17 protein-coding genes and 1 pseudogene are annotated in these 22,191 nt (G+C 27.2%); 9 read left to right on the plus strand and 9 right to left on the minus strand.

The window, feature by feature from the left end:
- From A966_RS14065 to A966_RS09540, 4 genes and pseudogenes are all read left to right on the plus strand, one after another.
- Window positions 1-1,725: pseudogene (locus A966_RS14065) on the plus strand (hypothetical protein).
- Between the two features lie 134 nt (window positions 1,726-1,859).
- Window positions 1,860-3,113, plus strand: coding sequence for a hypothetical protein (locus A966_RS09530; protein WP_039955632.1), 1,254 nt, complete (start codon window positions 1,860-1,862; stop codon window positions 3,111-3,113).
- A gap of 12 nt (window positions 3,114-3,125) precedes the next feature.
- Complete coding sequence (locus A966_RS09535; RefSeq protein WP_008724991.1) at window positions 3,126-3,713, plus strand: OmpA family protein; 588 nt, start codon at window positions 3,126-3,128, stop codon at window positions 3,711-3,713.
- Between the two features lie 2 nt (window positions 3,714-3,715).
- Window positions 3,716-4,384, plus strand: coding sequence for a hypothetical protein (locus A966_RS09540; RefSeq protein WP_008724993.1), 669 nt, complete (start codon window positions 3,716-3,718; stop codon window positions 4,382-4,384).
- 66 nt (window positions 4,385-4,450) lie between these two features.
- Here A966_RS09540 and A966_RS09545 read toward each other — a convergent pair whose 3' ends face one another.
- The 4 genes from A966_RS09545 to A966_RS09560 form a co-directional block, all read right to left on the minus strand.
- On the minus strand, window positions 4,451-5,566 hold the full coding sequence (locus A966_RS09545) for a M24 family metallopeptidase (protein ID WP_008724994.1): 1,116 nt from the start codon (window positions 5,564-5,566) through the stop codon (window positions 4,451-4,453).
- Window positions 5,567-5,586: 20 nt separating this feature from the next.
- Window positions 5,587-6,030: a type II 3-dehydroquinate dehydratase gene (aroQ, locus tag A966_RS09550; RefSeq protein ID WP_008724996.1), complete on the minus strand. Its 444-nt coding sequence runs from the start codon at window positions 6,028-6,030 to the stop codon at window positions 5,587-5,589.
- 123 nt (window positions 6,031-6,153) lie between these two features.
- Window positions 6,154-7,041: a tRNA pseudouridine(55) synthase TruB gene (gene truB / locus A966_RS09555; RefSeq protein WP_008724998.1), complete on the minus strand. Its 888-nt coding sequence runs from the start codon at window positions 7,039-7,041 to the stop codon at window positions 6,154-6,156.
- 9 nt (window positions 7,042-7,050) lie between these two features.
- A complete protein-coding gene (locus A966_RS09560) occupies window positions 7,051-7,794 on the minus strand; it encodes a hypothetical protein (protein WP_008725000.1) in 744 nt (247 codons plus the stop codon).
- An 88-nt stretch (window positions 7,795-7,882) separates the two neighbouring features.
- Here A966_RS09560 and A966_RS09565 point away from each other — a divergent pair, with 88 nt between their 5' ends.
- The 5 genes from A966_RS09565 (at window position 7,883) to thrB (ending at window position 15,247) form a co-directional block, all read left to right on the plus strand.
- Window positions 7,883-8,512 (plus strand): hypothetical protein, encoded by a 630-nt coding sequence (locus A966_RS09565; protein ID WP_008725001.1) that lies wholly within the window; start codon window positions 7,883-7,885, stop codon window positions 8,510-8,512.
- A gap of 121 nt (window positions 8,513-8,633) precedes the next feature.
- Entirely contained in the window at window positions 8,634-9,443 is an 810-nt protein-coding gene (uppP, locus tag A966_RS09570; protein WP_008725003.1) for an undecaprenyl-diphosphatase UppP, read from the plus strand.
- Window positions 9,444-9,467: 24 nt separating this feature from the next.
- A complete protein-coding gene (locus tag A966_RS09575) occupies window positions 9,468-13,046 on the plus strand; it encodes a DNA translocase FtsK (RefSeq protein WP_008725005.1) in 3,579 nt (1,192 codons plus the stop codon).
- A gap of 204 nt (window positions 13,047-13,250) precedes the next feature.
- Complete coding sequence (gene thrC, locus A966_RS09580) at window positions 13,251-14,306, plus strand: threonine synthase (RefSeq protein ID WP_008725007.1); 1,056 nt, start codon at window positions 13,251-13,253, stop codon at window positions 14,304-14,306.
- A complete protein-coding gene (gene thrB / locus A966_RS09585) occupies window positions 14,303-15,247 on the plus strand; it encodes a homoserine kinase (RefSeq protein WP_008725008.1) in 945 nt (314 codons plus the stop codon). The genes thrC and thrB overlap by 4 nt, the downstream gene beginning before the upstream one ends.
- A 53-nt stretch (window positions 15,248-15,300) precedes the next feature.
- Here thrB and A966_RS09590 read toward each other — a convergent pair whose 3' ends face one another.
- From A966_RS09590 to pepF, 5 genes are all read right to left on the minus strand, one after another.
- Window positions 15,301-15,504: a TM2 domain-containing protein gene (locus A966_RS09590; protein WP_008725010.1), complete on the minus strand. Its 204-nt coding sequence runs from the start codon at window positions 15,502-15,504 to the stop codon at window positions 15,301-15,303.
- A 122-nt stretch (window positions 15,505-15,626) separates the two neighbouring features.
- Complete coding sequence (locus A966_RS09595) at window positions 15,627-16,811, minus strand: MalY/PatB family protein (protein ID WP_008725012.1); 1,185 nt, start codon at window positions 16,809-16,811, stop codon at window positions 15,627-15,629.
- A 41-nt stretch (window positions 16,812-16,852) separates the two neighbouring features.
- Complete coding sequence (gene malX, locus A966_RS09600; protein ID WP_008725014.1) at window positions 16,853-18,388, minus strand: maltose/glucose-specific PTS transporter subunit IIBC; 1,536 nt, start codon at window positions 18,386-18,388, stop codon at window positions 16,853-16,855.
- An 83-nt stretch (window positions 18,389-18,471) separates the two neighbouring features.
- Window positions 18,472-20,241 carry an HTH domain-containing protein gene (locus A966_RS09605; protein WP_008725016.1) on the minus strand — a complete coding sequence of 590 codons (1,770 nt, stop codon included), beginning with the start codon at window positions 20,239-20,241 and terminating at the stop codon, window positions 18,472-18,474.
- Between the two features lie 21 nt (window positions 20,242-20,262).
- Complete coding sequence (gene pepF / locus A966_RS09610) at window positions 20,263-22,083, minus strand: oligoendopeptidase F (RefSeq protein WP_008725019.1); 1,821 nt, start codon at window positions 22,081-22,083, stop codon at window positions 20,263-20,265.
- Window positions 22,084-22,191: the final 108 nt, after the last annotated feature.

Consider the following 22,191-nt stretch of genomic DNA (forward strand, 5'->3'; position numbering starts at 1 on the left):
ATGAAAAAGAATTTTATTAATAAGAAAATGTATTTTTTACTCCTTTTATTGATTTTAATAATAGTTATAATAATGTCCTGTAAAAAGGTTAATATTTTAAGCCCTACACATATACCTCCTACAACAGATTTTAGATTGCCTGAATACACAATACCAAGCAAAATAGATGTAAACCCAGTGCCTGCTAAATACGGTGAAGTTTTCGGAAGTTTTAGAAGAAAGTTCAAATATCAAGGAAAATGGTATATATTAGCTGACTATATGTATGATTATGACCCTAAAAGCAAAACATTAAATAAAAAAGCTTAAGACATAATACTTCAAATAGATGAGAGCGGAAATATAGTAGTTTATGATAAAAATAGTAAAGGATATAATCATTTATTAAAAATGAATGTCATAGAAGAAAACAGAGTTTTATATGAAGATTATTATTATGGAAAGTATTAATATTCTTCAAGTTCTTTTACTACTACAGACTGTAACGGTGAAGTAAATTATCATTCATTTCGCACAGGCATAATTTTTGATAATGAAGTAAGAACATCATCAGATTTAATAAATTGGACAACGGAGGGATCTAGTGATAATGTTTATAAAACTCTTCCTTCTGTAAGTACAGACCCTAATGCTAGCTTTCAAAGAAGATTTGGTGTTAGCAGTTATAAAATTGTAGAGTTTAAAGATTATATATATTTAATAGGTTTAGAAGAAGATTTTTCTGAGCAAAATCCAAGCGGATGCCGAAATGAAATTTAGGGAGCATTTACAACAAGTAAAAATGTTTATTACAGAATAGATAAAAATAAAGATACATCTCTAGGTTCTAATTGGGAGAAGATTAATACGCCTTGGGGACAAAGAAGAAGTCTTAATATTCGATATGATAAAGATAAAATATATGTTACAAAAGTAGAAATGGTATATTATGAAAATGACCCTTCTATTAATAAATGGACGCCTAAATATGAAAAATTTGAAAATGATAATACTATATGGTCAAACAGCGATGGCATAACCTGGCAAGCAGAGCCTAATTCTTCAGCTTATGATAATGCTAAAAATGTATTATATATTGGAGGAGATTTGCCTTATATACAAAATAGGATAAGAACTCCTGAAGAGCCTAATTGGGTAAGATTAGATAATGGAAGATATTATAAATCTGACAATTCTTATGAAACTTATACAATCAATAACAAAACTTATTATGTTCCTATACCTCCTTATGAAGAAATAAGAGCTGCTCATAATAGTGGGCAGGAATATTTTACTATTACAGAAGCTCATATAAAAAGTGCCGGGCTTAATCAGTTTTTAACCAAAGATAAAGAGCCTAATAAAGATGAAGATTGGACAGTTATCACTCCTATAGATTATACAGATAAATTAATGGTATGGCAGAGCGGCGGTGAGAAAGTTATGCTTAATATTAATAATAAGGCAGTGCAGCTTGTAGACTATACTCAAATAGAATATATGTATAATACTATTAAAGAATATTCTATTGTTATAAATGATTTGAGAAAAACAGCAAAAGAATATAGGGACGGAACTTATTGGGATACTTCAGCTAATTATGGACAAGGAGGATATATAAAAGATGTTCTTCTTGGTATGGAATATGATGCTAGGGCTGATATGCTTGAGATTTTAATGAATAACAGAGAATACATTATGCCCGATGATGCTGTTACGCATTATACTGTGGAGTTTAAATATTAATAAATAATATATCATTATTAATTTTTTGTTTAAATGCAATTTTATTTTTATATTAGCTTGCATTAAATTAATATTCAAATATAATGCAAAATTATTTTATTGATGGATTTATTCATACTTATTTTGTTTTACTTATGAAAAAAATATATATAATATTTTCTTTGATGATTGTTTTAGGCATCAATTTATATTCCCAGATTATTCCAACTATTGATTATAAAACTTTTATTAATGCTTATATAGAATCTGCAGGAATGTATAATAATATACCAAAAGAAACATTGAATATTTTAACAGAAAGCAAACAGATGAATCAACTTTTTGATGACGGTATAAAAAGTTTTACATTAGGCGAGCTTATAACAATAGCTCAGAATCCTGAAAAAGTTCTTGATACTACAACGAATGAATCAGTTATACTTTTAGTAGGTACTACATTAGGATTTTTAGAAGTTGCTAATATGCAGCAGGGGACGGCTACAGTGGTTATTAATGCTTTAAAAAATAAAATGGCTTTTAATGCAGCTTCCGGAAATAATACAGGACTTCTTATACCTATGCACACGCCTATAGGAAGTTTCGGAATTAATTTATACAGTGATGTACCTCTGCTTCATATAAACGATATAGTAAATCCTCCTACATCTCAAAATGATTATGATTCATTAGCTAATGCTTTGGATATACTTCCTATACCTCATATTAATGCTTATTTGCAGGTTAATCTAGGACCTGTACCTTTGGCTTTAACTCTTAGAGGAGGAATGGCTTTGGGATTTAAAGAGATTTATGGTGCTGTTGTAAATGATGTTGAAATAGAATCTCTAGGCTGGAATATAGGTGCTTCATTAAAGGCTTATCTTTTTAGAACTAAATATTTCTTCGGAGATTTAAGATTCGATTTTAATTATGACGAAGGAAATTTAAAAATGGCTGCCAATAATAGAAATATATATGTGCCTCTTTATTTAGGTTATGGAGGAGGAACTGATACAGGTGTAGTATTCAATGGAAATGCCTTTTTAGAATCAAAGTGGAAAACTTTTGCTTTGAGTCCTAAATTAGTATTCGGATTTAAAATGCAGGATAAAGTGCCTGTTATACAGTATTTAGCTGCTTATTTTTCTTTGGGGGCTGATATCATATATGGAAGTTTAGAATCAAAAGTTGGAGTAAATGGTATAGGAAGCTATGCTAATATTGTTGGGCATGAAATAACAGTTAATGATTTGTATATACCTAATTCTCAGGATAAAATGTCTTATCAGCTTTATGATATGAGAGTGGGCTTTCATTTTGATATATTTTATCAATCATTTGCTATTGAGTACGGCATATTTACAAAACAATTTGCAGTCTCTTTTATACCTATAAACATAAGGTTTTAATAGGAAAGTATTATGAGATATTTAAAGATATTTTTTATTTTATTAATTGCTTTTATTTTAATCTCATGTTTTATACCTGAAAGAAGATTATATTTTACTTGGAACAGACCTGCTAAACAAATAGATCCTTGCAATTATGAATTTAATACAAGCAGTAATATGAATTTGATTGAAACGCAAATAGGAACAATGCTTGATACTGATAAAGAAATATATTACAGGTTAAATGAAGAAAAACCTTATAATGTAGAAGACTATGTATATGTTATGAATGAAGTTATTAGTTTTATGAGTAATAATAAAAGCTGTATTTTAATTGTAGAAGGGCATGCTGATATTATAGGTCAAGGCAATGGGGATATTAACTTCAAATTATCACAGAGAAGGGCTAGTGTTATAAGAGATGTTATACTTTCTTACGGATTTTCTTATAAAAGAGTTAAAATTTTCCCTTATAGCGATATAATGCCCAAATATACTAATGATATTTACAAAAACAGAAGAGTAAATTTTATAGCACTGAAATGCGAAAGGGATCTTGACAAATATATAAAATATTATGATAATGTTACTAATCAGTTAAGCTATATGGAGAAATGATTATGTTCAAATCATATAAAATAATATTTATAAGTTTATTATTGATGTTATTAAGTCAAATTTCTTATGCCAATATAGGTGGATTTGAGATAATAGCAAATGTACCTATAGGGGCAGGCGTAACAATTTATGAACCATATTCAAAATTTAATAATGGAGGAAATTTCCAAATAGGAGTAGAGGCTGATATAGGATATATGTTTAATATAAGAGAAAATATGGGAGTAAGTCTGCTTGGTTCTTTGGGATATGGTTTTACGGGATTCAGTTATTCGCATGGCAATGATATTAATTTTAAAAGTTATGTGCATGATATTTATATAGGTTTTTATCCTAAATTTAATATACAAGGATTTTCTATAGGTATTAATTCCGGAGTAAAATTTGGATTAGCTTCTTCTTCTTCATTAAAAAATTCTAGTTCTGAGTTAAAGGCAGAAACTAAAATTGAGCCTAGAACATATATAAAAGGTACTTTTGATTATTCTTTCTTTTTTGATGATAATAATGCTTTGAATATAGGGCTTTATATAGGTTATGATTGGGGCTTTAAATGGAATGAGGCTATATCAGATTCAAGTGTTTCATCAGGAGACAACTATGGAAATTTAGATGTAGGTATTCAAATAGGCTATAGATTTGGTCCTAGATTTGGAGAATATTTATTTTAATTAAAAAAATTTAATAAAAAAGGCATGTAGAAAACTATATGCCTTTTATTTATTTAAATATAATTTTTATAAAACTATTAAATCTGTAGGAGTATCATTTATAGAAACTCCTCCGTTTTTAGTTACTATTACCATGTTTTCTATTCTAACTCCGCCTAAATTTGGTACATATATTCCAGGCTCAACTGTAACCACGCATCCGCCTTCTAAAACATGGTCAACAAGAGGTGAAAGTCTAGGAGATTCATGTATTTCAAGTCCTACACTATGTCCCAATCCATGTCCGAAATACTGACCGTAACCTTTGTTTTTTATTATTTCTCTTGCAGCATTATCAACTTCTTTTCCTAACACTCCTGAATGTATTGCTTCTATGCCTTTATGATGTGCTTCTTTTACTATATTATATATTTTACTCATCTCTTCAAAGTTATTTCCTTTGCCGAAGAAGAAAGTTCTTGTTATATCGCTTTTATATCCGTCTCTGGATAATCCGAAGTCCATAAGTATATTGTCGCCTAATTTTAATTTTCTTTCAGAAGGTACTCCATGAGGAAGTGAAGTTCTTTCGCCAAAAAGCAGTATAGTATCAAATGCAGTTTTATCTCCTCCTTCTTTACGCATTTGATATTCTAATTCTGCTGCTAATTCCTGTTCTGTTACTCCCTCTTTTACAAATGCAAGCATTTTAGTCATTGCTTTTTCTGCTCTGTTAAGATTATCTTTTATTATTTTTATTTCTTCTTTTTCTTTTATATTTCTTATGGAGTCTATATCAGCCTTACTTATTGCTATTTTTATTGAATTGTTAACCATAGAAGCAACTATACTTTCATAATCAGAAAGATAAAGTCCGTTTTTAGCGACATGTATTTCTTTAATATTATTTTCTTTACAGAATTCAGCTACAGCATCTTGATAAGTTACAGCCACAAGTATAACAGTAGTTTTATGTGTAACTTTGGAGGCATGCTCAGAATATCTTGAGTCTACAAATAGATATTTTTTGCCATTACTGACAAGAAGCCAGCCGGCACTGCCTTTAAAACCTGTAAGATAGAATATATTTTCATTTTTTGTGATAAGAATATTTTCATTTGTTAATTTTAATAATCTTTCTAATCTTGCATCATAATTGAATTTTTTATTTTCTCCGCTTTCAGTTAAAGTTAATTTACACATTTTCAAACTCCGTAATATATTTAATTATTATTTCTTTTTTCCATTGATAATAAATGAGCTAGGGCTAATATATAACTATTATCACCAAACCCTGTAATTACACCCAATGCTATATCTGATAAATAGCTTTTACTTCTAAAATCTTCTCTTGCATAAACATTACTCATACGAACTTCTATAAATGGTATATTGGTTGCCAAAAAAGCATCTCTTATAGCTATAGATGTATGGGCATAAGCACCTGCATTTATTATTATATATTCTATATTTTCATCATAGGCTCTATGTATTCTGTCTATAATAGCTCCTTCATGATTTGACTGAAAGAACGATACTTTTGCATTGCCTGATGCTGCTTCTTTAATCTTATTTTCAATATCTCCTAATGTAATATTTCCAAAAATTTTAGTCTGAGCTGCACCGAACATATTTGTATTAGGACCGTTTATAACTAAAATATTCATAGTATATGATAGAAACCTTTATTATAGAATTTTATTAAATAATATAATATACCTATTACAAAAAAAATCAAATATTGATTTTATATTATGTTAATTTGTTTTAAATTATTGGAATATGTAAATTTATTCAATATCTATAAAAGCATATTTATTATTTTTATCAGTGTTGTTTTTTTCAATTATTGCAAGAAGATTATTTTTATTATCTGTTAATGCCATATATTTATTGTTTATTTTTATATTTTCTATTGTTTTAGTATTGCCGCATAATATCTGTTTTATATCTGATGTATTTTCTATTATTGTTTTATCAAAATTTTTAAACATATCAAAGAATGACAATATTTTATTTTTACTTATATCTTCAATATTACAAGACATATCAATATTATAATTTCCTATTGAAACTCTTTTTAATTCTTTTGTATAGGCAAAGTTTCCTGTTATTTCTCCTATATCTCTTATTATAGATCTTATATAAGTTCCTTTGCTTACTGAAGTTTTTATTTTGAAATATGGATAATCATATTCTAATAATTCTATTTTTTCTATAAAAACATTTATATCTTTTAATTCAAAACTTTTATTATCCCTAGCTAAATCATAAGCTCTTTTGCCATTTATTTTTTTGGCACTATATATAGGAGGTTTTTGTATTATATTTCCTTTGAAATTTGTTTTTATAATATTTTCTAATTCTTCAAAACTCAATTTATTAATGTTATTTGATACTTTAATTGTATTTCCTTCTATATCATCAGTATCCCTGCTTTCTCCGAATACTCCTGATGCTATATATTCTTTATTTAAATCATCAAATAAGAAAAATAATTTGGTATATCTGCCGAATGCTAGTATTAATACTCCGTCAGCAAAAGGATCCAATGTACCTGCATGTCCTACTCTTTTTTCTAATATATTTTCTTTTTGCTTTAATATTATTTTTGTTTTTTTTATGGCATCAAAAGAGGTTATGCCTTTTGGTTTATTTAAAATGCAAAATCCTTTCACTATACTTAATTATCCTCTTATTATTTGAAGTGAGTTAAAATATATATTTAAAATATTTTCTGATATATTAGAAAGATTACTGTATTTTTTTGAGAATAAATCATTTCCTATAGATTTAACTAAATCATCTATAGTTTCTATATTATGCTTTAAAGTGCCAAGCTGCTGCTGAGATAGATGGAGAAGGTGAATATTACTTCTATCAAATTCTGATATAGTAGTTTTTACAGCAGCATCAAGAAGATAATATACCACTATCAATTTTTCTTCCTCTTCTGGTGTAAGCGTAGTATTAGAACCTGCATATATTTTTGAAAGTTCTCCTACTCTGTATGCTATTTTATATATAGAGTTCAAATTATCAAAAAACCAATTAACATTATTTCTTTTTCTTAAATCTGAAAGTACATATTTAATATCATGCAGTATAGAATATCCTGCACTTTCATCTTCTCCGCTTGATATATAATAATGAGATCTTATAAGTATATCCTGCAAAGAATCAAAATCAGCCTTCCATTGCGGATCCTCTGTATTTGAATTATAATACTTTTTTTTAAACTCATTCCATATAATTATAAATTTTTCTATTGCTTCTTTTCTATTTGGATTATTAACATCTCTGATTATTAATAATGTATCCATATATGATTTATCCAAAGAAGCCATATCTTCTAAAAAATTATCCTCTTTTTTCTGACATGATGAAAGTATAATAACACTTAATAACAATATAAATATCTTTATATTCAATATGAAATCTCCATATACTTATTTTACAATTACTAATATAATAAAGTTAAAATAATTAATATTACAAAAGGATAATTTATTATAAATTATGGAAAAAAACAAGCTGTATTTTATCATTATTTTATCATTATTTTATTTAATGGCATGTTCAGGAAATAATATTAAAAAAGGTAATTTCTATTCAAAAGTTTACACAGATGTAAGTTTTGAAGCGAGCAAATCTAAAGCAATAGATTCTATATACTATTATATAGCTAAGGAAACTTCATCAATAATAAATAGAACGGATTTTAATATAGTTGCTGTATCTTTAAAGGATAATAATTTAATAGATTTTGATAATGAGGATATATCTGATATAAAAGAATATAAAAAAGATGATAATTTTTATGTAGAAATAAGTGTTAAAGACAGCAGCGTATATAATAAAACTTTGGAAATATTGAATAAATTAAAAAAAGAGGGTAGTGTGGAAGATAAATTTTTCAGAGCAAATGCTTCTATACAAATGCCTGAAACTGCAAATCTTAATGCTTATACAAGACAAATGCTCACCCAAAATGCTTTAAAAAGGGCTTATGAATCATTATTTAGAGTATTGAGAAGCAATGATATAGAGGTTAACAAAGCCGTACAATTAACAAATGAGGCTTATATACTAGAAGAAAGCTATAGTTCTAATGAATATAATGTTGTTGTTGAAACTATTTTGGAGTGATGTTCTAATTATAAGCCATTATTCTAGATTATCATAACATAGTTGACATAATTTTTTACTATTGCTTTTTTTAAACTATCCGAAAATTATACAGATATTATGTAAACAATGGGGTAGTTTAATGATTAAGGCTGTAATACTTGGTTTTGTTCAGGCTATAACAGAATTTCTGCCGGTTTCAAGTTCCGGTCATTTAAGAATGACAGAATACTTTTTAAATTTTCATGCAGAAAATATACTGTCATTTGAAGTTGCACTTCATTTCGGTACATTTTTAGCTACATGCTTAATATTTCGTAAAGATATAATAAATGCTATCACAGGTTTTTTCTCAGGACTTAAAGATGTTAAAAATGCTAGTAAAAATAGCGAAGGCTTTAGAATATCTTTAATGGTGATAATAGCTTCTATACCTGTTGCTATAGTAGGCTTATTATTAGAAAAATATTTAAGCAATTTGGATTTACAAAGAATAGGACTTAACCTTATTATAACAGGGTCTATACTTCTTCTTACTAGAAAATTAGATAAAAACACTTACAGCGATGATTTAAAAGATGTATTTACTATGACCTATAGGAATGCATTTATAATAGGATTAGCTCAGTCAATTGCAATATTTCCTGGTATATCAAGATCCGGCATGACTATAAGTGCCGCTTTGTTTTTAGGATTAAATAGAGATTTAGCAGGAAGATTTTCTTTTTTAATATCATTACCTGCCATATTCGGAGCTTCATTATTATCAATAAAAGATATTGCTGATTTTAATATTACTTATGCTTTGGTAGGATTTTTTACGGCATTTGTATTTGGTATTATAGCTTTAAAATTTCTTCTTTCTTTTTTGAAGAAGGGTAAACTTTTCTATTTCGGATTCTATTGTCTTATAGCCGGAATGGCAGTTTTTTTCTATTTTTTGCAGGTATGATTTTTTAAGTATTGGAGTTTTATTATGATGGAATTATTTAAAAGAAAATTAACAATACAAAAAAGAGCAGAACAAAAAAAGTTTGAACATAAATCAGAGAATGAAAAATTTGATGATTATATTCAGGAAGAATATGAAAATAGAAATCCTTTTTTTGATATAGTGGGTTTCTTATGTCTTTTATTTGCTGGTATACTTCTTCTTTCCTATTTTAGTATGAATATGGAAGATTTAAATTCAAATAATGAAATTAAAAATTTATTAGGTATATTCGGAGCTTATATATCAAGCTATTCATTTCTAGCATTTGGTTTTGCTTCTTATATAATACCTGCATTTTTTATATATGCAGGAGTAAATATTATATTAAGAAATTCTACTGATAGAATATTAATATCTGCATTATCCTCTTCCATATTGATGATACTTCTTAGTATATTATTAAATATATTTTTAGGAAGTTTAGATTTTTATAATAAAGGCGGAATGCTAGGTGAGTTTATAGGAGGTTCTTTAGTATCAATATTTGGAAATACCGGTGCTATTATGATAGTAATTTCCGGACTTGTAATAACTGCTATTGTATTTGCTAAAGTTTCTATAATGGATTTAGTTAATTATTTCAGAAATATGGTTAGAAATGTTGATTTTGAAAAAATCAAAGATATAGAGCAGAAAGTTGTTAATGGGATAAAAGATTTAGAAATAAAATCAATGAAAAATACTGAAACCACTCATCAGACTGATAATAAAGAAAAAATATATTCCAGAGATTATGTTCCTTTATTCTATACTAAAGAAATTTCAGAGTTAGAGTTTAAAACTGTACCATTTATAGAGAAAGTAGAAAATAACAATTATAATTTTGATGAAAAAAAATACAGAGAAACATTATTGAGAAGAAATAAATCTGAGGATAGTTTTTTCAGTTCATCTAATCCATTTAGTAAAGAAGCTGAGAATCTTACAAATGAATTAAAAAACATGCATTTTAATGGCGGAATAAATGTAAATGCATTAGAAAATAGAGAAGAAGATTTAGGACTTACTTTGGCAGAAGTTGTTTTTGGAAAAGAAAAAGCTAATAGAAATAATCCTATCCATAACAGCAGTATGGAAATGGAAGATGAGTTTTATAGAAGTTATTACAATGACTTCATAAATAAAAAAAAAAATGAGGAATTAAAAGAAACAGAAAATAATGATTATAAGGAATTTGAAGGGCTTGATTATAATATTAATTATTTAAAAAAATCGGATTTTAAGAGAGCTGCTTATGATGATTCTATTAATAATTATTCAAAATATAATGTTGAAGATCAATATATAAGAGCTAATAGTAATGCAGAAAGTTATGAAAATTATGTATATGATTATTCTGATACAAATGAAAAAGCAAATATTAATGAAAATATAGAGGCAGAGGATAGTTTTGAAAAGCTGCAAAGATTAGTTGAAGAGAATAAAAAAAATAAAGAAAATGAATTGAATGAAATATATGAAGTACATAATCATATTGATAATATTTCAGAAACTAAAAAAGAAGAATATGAAAAAGAATATGTTTTAACTTCAAATAATATTGGAAATAGTATAAACAGCAGCAGTAATAAAAAAGAAGCATTTGAATTTTCTATGGGATATGCATCAAAAAGAGTGTATAATAGAGAAGATCATATACCAAATTATAATAATCATCATAATAATTATTCTGACAATAAAATAGATGAGTTTGATTTGGATGAAGAAGAGCTTTATAATGCAGATTCCAATATAGAAGATATACGATTAAAAACTAGAACTGTAAATAGGGTGGATAATATAGATAACGATGAAAACTTATCAGAATCTAATAATAATTTAGATAATAGTATGTTAGATAATAGTATAAGTGAAACTACAGAGAATAATAATATAATTGATAGTACAATATTAAAAGAATCAGAAGAAATAAATGAAGCAGATAATAAAATAGATAATAATACCGCTCATATAAATAATGCTCCTCAGGAAGAAGCAGGATTTATAAATATAGAATCTCAAAAAACAGTTGATACATTAAAGCCTATGAAATCTGTTATAGGTACTAAATCAATTAAAAATTTTGACAGAGAGCGTATACAATCAAATTTTGATACTAAATATGTTGATAAGCATTATAAGCATCCGCCTTTTGATTTATTAAATAGATCTATACCTGTAAATGATGGAGCTATGATGGAATCTATTAAACAGACTGCCATGCAGCTTGAACATACTTTACTAGATTTTAATATAGAAGCAAAGGTAACAGGAGTATCAAGAGGTCCTGTTATTACTAGATATGAATTAGAGATTGCATCCGGAATAAGAGTGTCAAAAATATCCAACCTTACAGACAATATAGCATTGGCATTAGCTTCTGAAAGTGTAAGGATAATAGCACCTATACCAGGACGATCTGTCATAGGAATAGAGATACCTAATAAAGTGAGAAATGCAGTTTTCTTAAGAGATGTACTTGAAAGCACTGATTTCAGACAATCAAAATTGGATATACCTTTTGTGCTTGGAAAGGGAATATATGGAAATAATGTTATATCCGATATGTCAGAAGCTCCTCACTTATTAGTTGCAGGTACTACCGGTTCTGGTAAAAGTGTTTGTCTTTCTACTATAATACTTTCGCTTTTATATAAATTCAGACCTGATGAACTTAAGTTTATATTTGTAGATAAAAAGAGAGTAGAGCTTTCCATATATAACGGCATACCGCATTTGATGTCTCCTGTAGTATCCGATGAAAAGAAAGCTACTATAGTATTAAGATATATTGTAGATATAATGGAAAAAAGATACGAGAGAATGGAAAGATTTTTCGTAAGAAATGTTAAGACATATAATGAAAAGGTTAGACAATTACTAAAAGAAGGAGAAACAGAATTTAACGGAGAGCCTTTAGAATTATTTCCATATATAGTTTTAGTTATAGATGAGCTTCATAACTTGATGGTTGTGGCTTCAAAAGAAGTTGAGGACTTAATATCTCGCTTGGCTGGAATGAGTAGGGCAGTTGGAATACATTTGATAATAGCAACTCAAAGACCTTCTGCTGATGTAGTTACGGGAGTTATTAAAGCGAATCTTCCAACAAGAATAGCATTCCAAGTACCTAATAAAACCAACTCAAGAATCATAATTGATATGTCAGGTGCCGAACAGTTATTGGGTAAGGGTGATGCTTTATTTTGTGCTTCTGGAAGTCAAATGCCTGATAGGGTGCAGGGAGCCTTCGTATCTGATAACGAGGTTAAAAAAGTTGTTGATTATTTATCTGGAGAAATGTCTCCTATGTTTGATGAGAGCTTGATTGCTGCCTTAGAGGGAAGCGATGCTGATGATAAAAATACTGATGAAGAAGATATACTTGATGAAGAGCTTTGGGAGGATGCAGTTCAGCTGGTTGCTAGAACAGGTAAGGCTAGTGCTTCATTCTTACAAAGACGCTTAAAAATAGGATATAATAGAGCTGCAAGAATAGTAGAGATAATGGAGCGTCAGGGTATAGTAGGACCTGAAAACGGCAGTAAGCCTAGAGAGGTTTTAATTACTTTAGATGAATAAAATTATTAATTAGAAGCTATCAAATATTTATATACATGTTTATACCTATCTTAAAAACAGGAGAATTAAAAAATAATTAATTCTCTTGTTTTTTATAAATTTATTATTATCTTAGTTAATAACTTGAAAAATTATTATTTATATTATATGCTTATTAAATACTATCGAGTGTAATTTTTAATTAAATCAAAAAAGGATAAAATTATGAAATCATGGAAAGGACTTTTAAGAGAGTACAGAAAATATTTACCTATAACAAATAAAACCCCATTAATAACCTTGCATGAAGGAAATACCCCTTTAATAAAAGCAGAGAGGATAGGAAGGGATTTAGATATAGAATTATATTTAAAATATGACGGACTTAATCCTACAGGTTCTTTTAAAGACAGAGGTATGGTAATGGCTGTTGCTAAAGCACTTGAGGGCAGAGATACTAAAGCTATAATGTGTGCTTCTACAGGAAATACTTCTGCATCTGCTGCTGCCTATGCTGCTAGAAGCGGTATAGATTGTATAGTTGTTATACCTGATGGAAATATTGCCTTGGGTAAATTAGCTCAGGCTTTGATGTATGGTGCTAAAGTTATAGCTATTAAAGGAAATTTTGATGAGGCTTTAAAGGCTGTTGTTGATATTACAAATAAATATCCTATCACATTAGTAAACTCTATTAATCCTTTCAGACTTCAGGGACAAAAGACTTCAGCATTTGAAATTTGTGATGTTTTAGGAAAAGCTCCTGATTATGTATCAGTGCCTATTGGAAATGCTGGTAATATAACTGCTTATTGGATGGGTTTTAAAGAATATAAAGAAAATGGAACAATATCTAATCTTCCAAAGATGATAGGTTTTGAGGCTGAAGGCTGTGCTGCTATAGTACAGAATAAAATAATAGAGAATCCTCAGACATTAGCTACTGCAATAAAAATAGGAAATCCTGCCAGCTGGAAACTCGCTGTTAATGCTGCTAATGAATCAGAAGGTTTTATTGACTGTGTTACTGATGATGAGATATTAGAGGCTTATAAAATGCTTACAGTAGAAGAAGGTGTATTTGCTGAACCGGCTTCTGCGGCTTCTCTTGCTGGTATAATAAAAAGCCGTAAAGCTGGAAAAATAAATAAAGGTGATACTGTAGTTTCTGTATTAACAGGAAACGGACTTAAAGATCCTGACAATGCAATTAAAATCTGTAATGAGCCTATAAAAGTTGATAACAATATAGAAGAAATAAGGAATGCTATAGGAATATGATAATGAATAAATCTGAAAATAAAAAACTTGTAACTTTTAAAATACCTGCTACATCTGCAAATATTGGTTCTGGATTCGATAGTGTAGGGCTTGCTTTAGATTTATATAATGAAGTACATATATACTCAAATGATAATTCCAAAAAAATAGAATTTGAAATAATAGGAGAGGGTCAAAACGAGATATCAAAAGATAATAATATGATACTTGATGCTATGAAATTGGTATATAAAAGGTTAAAGTTAAAGCCGGATAGAGGATATATAATAAAGTGTATAAATAGAATACCGCTTTCAAGAGGACTTGGAAGCAGTTCGGCGGCTATCATAGGAGGACTTCTTTCTGCTAATTATATACTTGGAAATAAACTTTCTATTGAAAATGATATATTAAATATGTCAGTTCAGCTTGAAGGACACCCTGATAATGTATCGCCTGCTATATTAGGAGGTATTGTATCTGGTGTAGTTCGTAAAGATGAGGATTTTAAATATGTAAAAATAAAACCTCCTAAAAATTTAAAAGCGGTAGTTGCTATTCCTGATTTTTATTTGAGTACAGAAACTGCTAGAAATGCACTTCCTAAAGAAATAACTTTTAAAGATGCTGTATTTAATATTTCAAGGGCGGCACTTCTTACTTCAGCATTATTTACAAGCAGATTTGATTTACTTGAAGTTGCTACAGATGATAAACTGCATCAGGATTACAGAGCTAAATTTATACCGGGGTTAAAAGATTTATTTAAGAATACAAAACTAGCAGGAGCGTATTCGGTTACAATAAGCGGAGCTGGTTCTTCTGTACTTTCACTTGTAAAAAATGATGAAAAGATAATTAAAAAAGTTTCTGAAGCGATGAAAAGCAGTTTCAATAAAAAGAAAATAAACTGTGAAATAAAACTTTTAAATATACCTCAAAAAGGTGTGATAATAAAATAGATTTTTAATTATTTAATAAAAGGTTAGTATACTAAAATACTAACCTTTATTTATTATTTTCTTAATTTTCTTCCTTCTTTATCAGTAAACTTGTCTAGTAATATCATCACAATATCTATAATATACCATATACCAAAACCTCCAGCAGTAATCCAATATAATATACCTGTCCATATTTTTCCAACATAGAATCTATGAAAAGGAAGAAATATTGCCAAAAGCAATGTAACAACCCAACTTCTATCTGAAACTTCCATAATGTCTCCTTAATATTTATTTACATTATTAATTATACATTAAATAAAAAAAAATAGAAGTATTATACTTTATAATAAAAAATACTGATATATAAGAGAATACTAGTATTAAGAATGATTAATTATAAGTTTATTATATTATTTGATTTCAGGTATTCAATAGTCTTAGTTATTCTACTCATACAATCTTTTATTTTATTTATTGAACAAGCACAATTAATTCTTAAAAAAGTCTTTCCTTCTTCACCATATACAGATCCATTCATTATAGCAACCTTACCTATTTCCACTAAATATTTTTGAAAAACCTCTTCAGATATATTTAATTTAGAATAATCAACCCAAGCAAAATATGAACCTTCCGGCATATATGATCTTAGCATTGGTATGTTATTATCCAAATAAGAAATTATATAATTTATATTACTATTTACATATTCTAATAGTTCATCAACCCAATAATCGCATTTGTTATAAGCCGTCATAGTTGCTATTATTGCTAATATTGGCGGTGAAGATAAAGCATCTCTATCTTTTAATATATTCAAATACTCATTTCTATCTTTATTATTTCTTATAAATAGATAAGATCCACCTAAAGCAGGTATATTAAAAGTTTTTGAAGCAGAAGTGCATAATATCATATTATCATAATCAGCAACAGAAAGTATTGGTATATGTTTTTTATTGTATACTATATCCATATGTATTTCATCTGATATTATATATACATTATATTTTTTACAAATATCCACTAGCTTTTTAAGTTCAGCAATATCCCAAACTCTTCCTACAGGATTATGCGGAGAACAAAAAAGAAATATTTTAGATACTCTGCACTTCTTTTCAAAATCTTCGAAATCTATTTCATATTTTGATTCTGTTTTTATTAAAGAAGAAGATAATATATTTCTATTATTTGCCTTTATAGTTTTAAAAAATCCATCATAAGCTGGAGTTAATATTAATATATTATCATTAATACTAGATTTCATTCTTATGAAATTTGATACAGAATATATAACACTAGGACTATATACGATATCATCTTTATTTATGTTAAAATTAAATCTCTTTTTATACCATAATTCTATAGAATTTTTAAAATCATCATGATTCCATCTGCTATATCCGAATATTTTATGATTTACTCTTTTTATTAAAGCATCTATAATTTCCTCAGGAGACTGTAAATCCATATCTGATATAGTAAAAGGTAAAAGATCATTAACTCCGAATCTATCCTTAATATAATCCCATTGAGTACAGTATGTACCTTTTCTATTTATAATTGTATCAAAATCCATATATTAATCCTAGATAAATATTTTAATATTATACAATAGAATTAGCTTTTTATAAGTTTATCTAATTTATTTTTTACAACATGTACTTGAGGTCCTATAATTATTTGAAGATTAGTATCATCTAGTTTAACAACCGCTATAGCACCTGTAGCTTTTATTTCTTCCTCATTTATTAAAGCCATATCTTTAACAACCAATCTGAGTCTAGTGATACAGTTATCTAATGATACTATATTTTCTTTTCCGCCAATAGCTTTAAGCATTCTTTCCTCATCATATCCTCCAAGTTTTACGCTGTCACCATCATTAATAATTTCTCTTCCTGGTGTTTTTAAATCAAATTTTAATATAGCAAATTTGAATACAAAATAATATACAGCAAACCAAACAACTCCAACAACAGGAACCAAATACCAATTAGTTCTAGTACCTTGTAAAATACCAAATACTATAAAATCAATTAAATTACCATCAGTATTTCCTATAGCAACTTTTAATATACCCATAGTCATAAAACCAAGTCCGACCATAATACAATGGAATATATAAAGTATAGGTGAAATAAACAAAAATATAAACTCTAAAGGTTCAGTAATACCTCCTATAACACAAGCTATTACTCCTGAAGTTAATAATCCTTTTATTTTATTTCTATTTTCTGGTCTTGCAGTATGATATATGGCAAGTGCTACAGCTGGAAGACCAAACAAATATGAAGGCATTTTTCCCTGAGATAAAAATCTAGTAACATTAGGATCCAAAATACCATTTGCAAACTCTTTATAAAATATAGTTAAAGCACCTGATACAGTTTCACCATTAACTATAGCATCTCCTCCAGCAGAAGTAAATCTTATCATAGCTACAAGTATGTGATGAAGCCCGAAAGGTCTTAATAATCCCTCTCCTGTTCCAAATAAAAATGGTCCGAAAATACCTGCTTTTCCTATTAAATTACCTATTCCAATGATTAACTTATTGAAAGTAGGCCATATAAAAGGTATTAGTAAACCTATTAAACCAACTATAACTAAAGTAGCAATAGGAACAAATCTAGCTCCGCCAAAAAAAGCTAAAGCATCAGGAAGTTTAATTTCATGAAATTGATTATGTATTTTAGCAACTATAATACCTATTAAAATACCGCCTAAAACACCAATATCAATGCTTTGTATACCCATAACCATAGCCTGACCAGCATTTTTCATATCTTCTGCTGAAGCCAAAGTACCTGTTGCCTTTAATAAAAAATTAACGGATAAACATGATACAACAAAACCTACATATCCTGAAAAAGCAGCAACACCTTTATCAGCTCTTGCAAGACCTAATGGTATAGCTATGGCAAACATAGCTGGTAAATTAGAAAAAGCAAAAGAACCTATTGTTGCCATAAACTCAAAAAATACTTTTATGATAGGTATTTTCAAAAATGGTAAAATTTCTGCTGTTACAGAACTAGAAAAAGAACTTCCTACTCCAAGCATAATACCGCAAGCAGCAAGCAAAGAAACAGGAAGCATAAATGTTTTTCCTAAACCTTGAAAAAACTCCCAAAAATTTATTTTTTTATTCATATCACATACCTCGATACATTAGTTTATTATAGATTGAATTCTATTTATCACATAAGAAATGAAAAATCAATATAAATAATATTTCACTTTTTTTTGAATTTTTTTGTAGGGCTGTAATATTTTTTTATTGATAAAATAATTTTCTCAGGGGTTTCCTGATTTATGATTTCTTTCATAAAATTATTATCTTCCGAAAGTTTCATTATCTGCGATGCTATCTGTAAATGTTCAGTTTTATTATTAACTATTATAAAAAATAAAATATTAGCTTCTTTATCATTAACAATAATTGATTTTTTAGAAATTATTAAATGTATACAAGGTTTGTTATCAATATTATTAATATTGATATACATATTACTAAAAAGAAATACTTTTTCTTTTATAAAAAAATACTGTCCGAATTCTTTTACTGTATTATTTAAAATAGTAATATTTTTATTATTGATATATTTATCATTAAAAAAGATATTTAAAATATTTTCTATTGATGTATTATTCTTAATAATATATATATTTTGCTTTTTTAAAAAATTTAAAATATTGTAATCAAACCTATCTCTTATATCATCATAAATAAATTTTGAAAATTTCCTTTTAATTTTTTCTATTAAAAGTTTTTTATCATTATGGTTTTTATATATGATTTTTATAAGTTCTTTTAATGAAATTTTATCATATTGGCATGTGTAATTTTCTATAATCTTTGCTATATAATAAATTTCTTCTTCTCTTAAAGGTTCATAGAGATATGACATATTCTTCTCTATGCTGTTTTTAACCATATTAAATACATTTGCATCTATATTATAAAAATCCAAATTTTTATCTATACAAAAATTATTTTTAATTCTATATATAGCTGGTAAAAGATATTTAGTAATTTCTTCTACTAACTCATCTTCTATTGCTATATTCATATCCTCTAAAATTTTTAATATAAACTTTTCTGAAATTATTTTATTTTCATAGAAATGTTCATTATAATATTCACTTAAGAAATATTCTGTTAAATGAAGTATTTCATATTTGTAATTTTTATTGTTTTGAAATAAAAAATTATTAAGAACTATTTTTATTTTTTTATATTCTGGAAGTTTAATTAGAAAAGCTGCATTATTTTTTTTCTTTATTATGTGATTATTATTTATTCTCTCTAAAGTTGCTATTAAATATATAGACATTATATTTTTAAATTTATCAGAAAAATTTGATTTTAACTTTTTTTCTACTTCAATTATGATTGTGCATATAATATTTATATCAGCTTGATTAATATATTCTTTTAATATTGATAATTCCATTTTTTCATTTGGATATACGGTATTTATATAATTTATTTTATTTGATTCCATATTAATATATTGAATCATATTTAAAAATTTTAAATGCCTTAATTTCTTTTCATTACCGCCTAATCTTATTTTATTATTTTCTAAATAAAAATAAAGCTCAAAGTTATTAATATATTCTTTTAAATCATTGATATCATTTTTTATAGTAGTTCTGCTAACACCAATATTTTTTTCCAACTTTGATATAGTGATATTTTCTTTAAAAAGAAAATTAAATAAAATATATTTTTTTCTCTCATCTTGCGATAACAAATACTCATTCATTGGTATTTTTTCAATAAAAGAAATTAAGGCATCATCATCTAAATTAAAATACAGCTTACCATTTTTTAGGTATATTTCAGGCATATAATATTTTTTTAAATGATTATTTATATTATCAATATAATATCTTATTGCCCTAGCAGTAATTTTATATTTTTCTACTAATGTATTTATAGATATTGGATTATTATTAATTTCTTTCAGTATATCTAAATAAACTTTAGTAAAACTCATATTTTATTATTTTCATTAAAATTAGTTTAATGACTTCAATTCCTCAACCTCCTTAGCAAAAAGTTTTAAAGCACTTTCTACTACTTCTGGTTTTGTCATATCAACACCAGCAACTTTTAAATTCTCTATAGGAGTCCTGCTTCCTCCGCTTTTTAAAAATTTTAAATAATTATCTCTGTTTGTATAATCATTTTTAGCATTGCCCTCAAGCACTCCATTATATAAAGCAACAGCAGCTGACATACCAGTGGCATATTTATAAACATAGAATGAACGATAAAAATGAGGTATTCTAAGTGCCTCTAAATCACTTGTCTCTTCAAATACAGCTTTATCTCCAAAATACTTTTTAAGTAAATCTTTATAAACTGTTCTTATAAGTTCTAATGTTGTAGGGTTACCCTCTTCAGCTTCTTTATGAATGATATGCTCAAACTCTGCAAACATAGTCTGTCTAAATACTGTAGCAACAAATCCGTTTATATCCTTATTAAGTAAAAATGCCTTAACTTCTTTTTTACTCTCATTTTGCATTAAATAATGAAATAAAAGTTTTTCATTAAAAGTGGATGCAACTTCTGCTTCAAATATACTGTAATCATGATGCTGAAAAGGATTATTTTTTCTGCTGTAATAACTATGCATACTATGTCCAGCCTCATGTGCCAATGTAAATACAGACTCAATACTTTCATCTCTAAAGTTCATTAATATATAAGGCTCTGATGTATAGCATCCTGCAGAGAATGCTCCGCTTGATTTACCTTTATTCTCATATTTATCAACCCATCTTGAATTTAAACCATTCGTAAGAGTAGATACATATTCCTCACCTAATGGAGATAATGCTTTATTTAAAACTTCTATTGCCTCATCAAATGTATGATGTATTTTAATATCTTTAACAACAGGTGCATATTTATCATACTGTCTGAAATCAGTAATACCTAATTTGCCAGCACAATATTCATAATAGCTATGAACCGCAGGCAAGGCATTATGCACACTTTCAATTAAACTGTCATAAACGCTTACAGGTATATCGTCACCGAATAATTCCATTTCACGAACACTATTGTAGTTTCTTATTCTGGCATCAAATATATCCTGTTTGATTTGACTTGCATAAAGTTCTGCCAAAGTATTTTTATGTTTATCATATTCTTTATAAAATTGATTATAACTATTTTTTCTTATTTCTCTGTCTTGACTTTCTTGAAAACTTGAGAATGTTGCATGTGTTAATGGTGTTTTTTCTCCATTATGTTCTAATTCACCAAAATCTAAATCAGCATCATTTAAAGTATCAAATACATTAGAAGCAGTTGAAGATAATTCACTTTGAAGAGCTAATATTCTCTCTTCTTTTTCTGATAATGTATGAGGCTTATATTTTAGTATTTTATTTAAATAAATTAAATAATCTTTTAATACTTCATCTTTCAAAAAGTTATTCATCTTTTCATCATCTATACTCATTAATTCAGGGTCAAAATAACTTAAATTGGCGGAAATCTCTGAAGAGAGTTTTGCAAATCTAGCCATTTTTACATTAGAATCATTATTAGTTAAATCCTCTGTTTGTCTTAAAAAAGCATAAGAACCTAATTTCTCTAAAGTTATAGAGGCTTTCATTATACTATCCAATATATTTTTTAATTCATTTGCTGAATTAGATAATTTTCCCCTGAACTTTGAAACATCTTTTGAAAACTCTTCCATTAGCTTAAAATCTTTTTCAAACTCTTCATCAGTTTTGTATAATAAACTCAAATCCCAAGTATCATCTATTTTTACATCTTTTCTTTCTATTAAAGCATTTGATTTATTTTCATTACTCATATTTTATATTCTCTCCTAAATAATATTTTAATTTAAAACATATACAATTAAAGTTTGTAAATTATAACATAATATTATATTTTACAAAATACAAAATAATTATATTAT

Origin of the sequence: Brachyspira hampsonii 30446, assembly GCF_000316195.1 — a bacterium.
GTDB lineage: Bacteria > Spirochaetota > Brachyspiria > Brachyspirales > Brachyspiraceae > Brachyspira > Brachyspira hampsonii_C.

Bases quoted from the DNA above. Each gene is read 5' to 3' on its own strand.
- A966_RS09530 (WP_039955632.1), top strand. From the start codon at position 1,860: ATGAAAAAAATATATATAATATTTTCTTTGATGATTGTTTTAGGCATC.
- A966_RS09535 (WP_008724991.1), top strand. From the start codon at position 3,126: ATGAGATATTTAAAGATATTTTTTATTTTATTAATTGCTTTTATTTTA.
- A966_RS09540 (WP_008724993.1), top strand. From the start codon at position 3,716: ATGTTCAAATCATATAAAATAATATTTATAAGTTTATTATTGATGTTA.
- A966_RS09545 (WP_008724994.1), bottom strand. From the start codon at position 5,566: ATGTGTAAATTAACTTTAACTGAAAGCGGAGAAAATAAAAAATTCAAT.
- aroQ (WP_008724996.1), bottom strand. From the start codon at position 6,030: ATGAATATTTTAGTTATAAACGGTCCTAATACAAATATGTTCGGTGCA.
- A966_RS09565 (WP_008725001.1), top strand. From the start codon at position 7,883: ATGGAAAAAAACAAGCTGTATTTTATCATTATTTTATCATTATTTTAT.
- uppP (WP_008725003.1), top strand. From the start codon at position 8,634: ATGATTAAGGCTGTAATACTTGGTTTTGTTCAGGCTATAACAGAATTT.
- A966_RS09575 (WP_008725005.1), top strand. From the start codon at position 9,468: ATGATGGAATTATTTAAAAGAAAATTAACAATACAAAAAAGAGCAGAA.
- thrC (WP_008725007.1), top strand. From the start codon at position 13,251: ATGAAATCATGGAAAGGACTTTTAAGAGAGTACAGAAAATATTTACCT.
- thrB (WP_008725008.1), top strand. From the start codon at position 14,303: ATGATAATGAATAAATCTGAAAATAAAAAACTTGTAACTTTTAAAATA.
- A966_RS09590 (WP_008725010.1), bottom strand. From the start codon at position 15,504: ATGGAAGTTTCAGATAGAAGTTGGGTTGTTACATTGCTTTTGGCAATA.
- A966_RS09595 (WP_008725012.1), bottom strand. From the start codon at position 16,811: ATGGATTTTGATACAATTATAAATAGAAAAGGTACATACTGTACTCAA.
- malX (WP_008725014.1), bottom strand. From the start codon at position 18,388: ATGAATAAAAAAATAAATTTTTGGGAGTTTTTTCAAGGTTTAGGAAAA.
- A966_RS09605 (WP_008725016.1), bottom strand. From the start codon at position 20,241: ATGAGTTTTACTAAAGTTTATTTAGATATACTGAAAGAAATTAATAAT.
- pepF (WP_008725019.1), bottom strand. From the start codon at position 22,083: ATGAGTAATGAAAATAAATCAAATGCTTTAATAGAAAGAAAAGATGTA.